Origin of the sequence: Kineococcus indalonis, from assembly GCF_009906395.1 — a bacterium.
GTDB lineage: Bacteria > Actinomycetota > Actinomycetes > Actinomycetales > Kineococcaceae > Kineococcus > Kineococcus indalonis.
In genome coordinates, this window is record NZ_JAAALM010000559.1 from 1 (window position 1) to 2,471 (window position 2,471).

The 2,471-nt window shown below is 78.8% G+C and carries 2 protein-coding genes and 1 pseudogene; 1 reads left to right on the top strand and 2 read right to left on the bottom strand.

From position 1 onward, the window contains the following. Positions 1-498 (bottom strand): membrane protein YczE (gene yczE / locus GTR00_RS18835; protein WP_166613099.1); only part of this gene is annotated, 498 nt, incomplete at its 3' end. A 61-nt stretch (positions 499-559) separates the two neighbouring features. On the opposite strand from yczE, the gene yczR reads away from it, so the two are divergent. Further along, complete coding sequence (gene yczR, locus GTR00_RS18840; RefSeq protein ID WP_166613100.1) at positions 560-1,978, top strand: MocR-like transcription factor YczR; 1,419 nt, start codon at positions 560-562, stop codon at positions 1,976-1,978. 10 nt (positions 1,979-1,988) lie between these two features. Here the strand turns inward: yczR and GTR00_RS18845 are convergent. Beyond that, positions 1,989-2,471: pseudogene (locus GTR00_RS18845) on the bottom strand (LacI family transcriptional regulator); the annotation flags it as partial.

Consider the following 2,471-nt stretch of genomic DNA (forward strand, 5'->3'; position numbering starts at 1 on the left):
CCCCACGGCCAGCACCGAGACCTCCACGCCCGTGCGCACCTGCCACACCGGCCGGCCGGTGCGCGCGTGCAGGCCGGTCATCAGCCCGTCGCGCGGGCCGGGGCCGTAGCGCGCCCCGATGTACAGGCCGCTGGCCACGGCCAGCAGCAGCAGCCCGGCGGTGAACAGGGCCACGCGCGCGGGCAGCGCGGCGGGCGGGGCGAGCACCGAGACGACGAGCTGGATCACCGTGCCCACCACCAGGACGTTGGCCACGGTGCCGGCGCCGGGGCGCTGGCGCAGCGGGATCCACAGCAGCAGCACGAACAGGCCCACGACGTTGGTCACCCACCCCAGCCCGGCGCCGGTCAGGCGGGCCAGGCCCTGGGCGAAGACCGTCCACGGGCTCACCCCCAGCGCCGCCTGGACCATCAGCGCCTCCGCGGCGCCGTAGAGGACCAGGCCGATCGCGAGGCGCAGGACGCGCTGGGGGTGGCCGGACGGGAGTGGACTGCGCACGCAGCAGATTGGACCGCCCCCAGCGCGCCACCGGAAGTGCCAATCGCACTACGGTGGCCCGGTGACGACGATCAGCGCCCGCTCCCTGGCCGCCCTGCTGGGGCCGTGGCGCGACCGCTCCCCCGCCTACGCCGCCCTGGCCGACCGGGTGCGGCTGCTGGTGCTGGACGGCCGGCTGACCGCGGGCACCCGGCTGGCCGCCGAGCGCGAGCTGGCCGCCGCCCTCGGCCTCAGCCGCACCACCGTCGCCGCCGCCTACGCCGCGCTGCGCGAGAGCGGGCACGTGGTGAGCGTGCGCGGCTCGGGCAGCGTGGTGCAGCCGCCCGCGCCGGGCGCGCCGGTGCACGGGGAGGGCGCCGGCGCGCCCGGGCACCCGCAGGTGCTCGACCTGGTCAACGCCGCCCTGCCGGCGGTGCAGGGCCTGCAGGGGGCCGTCGAGCGGGCGGTGCGCGCCCTGCCGCGCCACCTGGGCGGCACCGGGTACGAGATGCACGGGGTGCCCGAGCTGCGCGAGGCCGTCGCCCGGCGGTACACCGAGCGGGGGCTGCCCACGCGCCCCGACGAGGTGCTCGTCACCGTGGGCGCCCAGCACGCCATCGCGCTGCTGGCGCGCACGTTCCTGCGCCCGGGCGACCGGGCGCTGGTGGAGACGCCCACCTACCCCACGGCCGTGCGGGCGCTGACCGCCGCGGGCGGGCGCCCGCTGCCGGTGCCGGTGGGCCCCGGCGGCTGGGACGGGGAGGCGCTGCGCGAGGCGTTCACCCGCGCCCGCCCCGCGGTGGCCTACCTGGTGCCCGACTTCCACAACCCCACCGGCGCCACGATGCCCGCCGGCCAGCGCCGCGAGGTGCTGGAGCTGGCCGAGCGCAGCGGCACCCGCGTGGTCGTCGACGAGACCACCGCCGACCTCGGCTTCGCCCCCGGCGTCGCACCGTGGGTGCCCTTCCCCGGCGACGTCGTGCACGTCGGCTCGCTGGCGAAGTCGGTGTGGGCCGGGCTGCGCCTGGGCTGGGTGCGCGCCGACGCGGCCACCGTGCGCGAGGCGCTGGAGCACCGCTCGCCCACCGACCTGGGCACCCCCGTGCTGGACCAGCTCGTCGGCGCCGAGGTGGTCGCCGCGCTCGACGGGTTCGCCGACCGGCGCCGCGCGCAGCTGCGCGCCGCCCACGACGCGCTGCACGAGGCCCTGGCCGAGCGGCTGCCGACCTGGCGGGTGCCGCGCGTGGCCGGCGGGCTGAGCACCTGGGCGAACCTCGGCGAGCCGGTCAGCAGCTCCCTGGTGCTGGCCGCCCGCACCCGCGGGCTGCTGCTGAGCACCGGCCCGCGCTTCAGCGTGGACGGGGCGTTCGAGCGCTACCTGCGGCTGCCGTTCACGCTGGCGCCGGAGCGGATGCGCCGGGTCGTGGAGGTCCTGGCCGAGGCGTGGGCGGACACCGCGCGCCTGCCGCGGGTGCCGGCGCCGGTGGAGGCCCTCGTGTGAGCAGCGCTGCTCAGCCGCCCAGGGAGAGCGGCGGGGTGTTGTAGGGCGTCACCACCTGCACCTGCGAGGGACGCACCCGCACCGGCCCGGGCAGGACCCCGCGGGCCTGCAGCAGCACCCGGCACGCGCGGCGCAGGTCGGCGCGCAGGTCGTGGTGCAGCACCACGGAGACCCGGTGCTCGCGCAGCAGCCGGGCGTTCTCCCCGTCGAGGTCGTGCGCCACGAACACCGCGCAGCGGCGCCCGGCGGCGGCGAAGGCGTCCAGCACCGCGGCGTTGCCGCCCGCGCCCGCGTACATCGAGTACACCGCCCGCACGCCGGGGCGCTGCGCCAGGACCCGCACCACCCCCGCGGCCACGGCACCGGCACGGTCCTGGTCGTCGACGACCTCCAGCGCGGCGCGGCCGGGCGCCAGCCGCGCCAGCGTCTCGCGGAAACCGGCACCGCGGTCGTCCTCGCCGCGCCACGAGCCTCCGGCGCGCACGACCAGCAC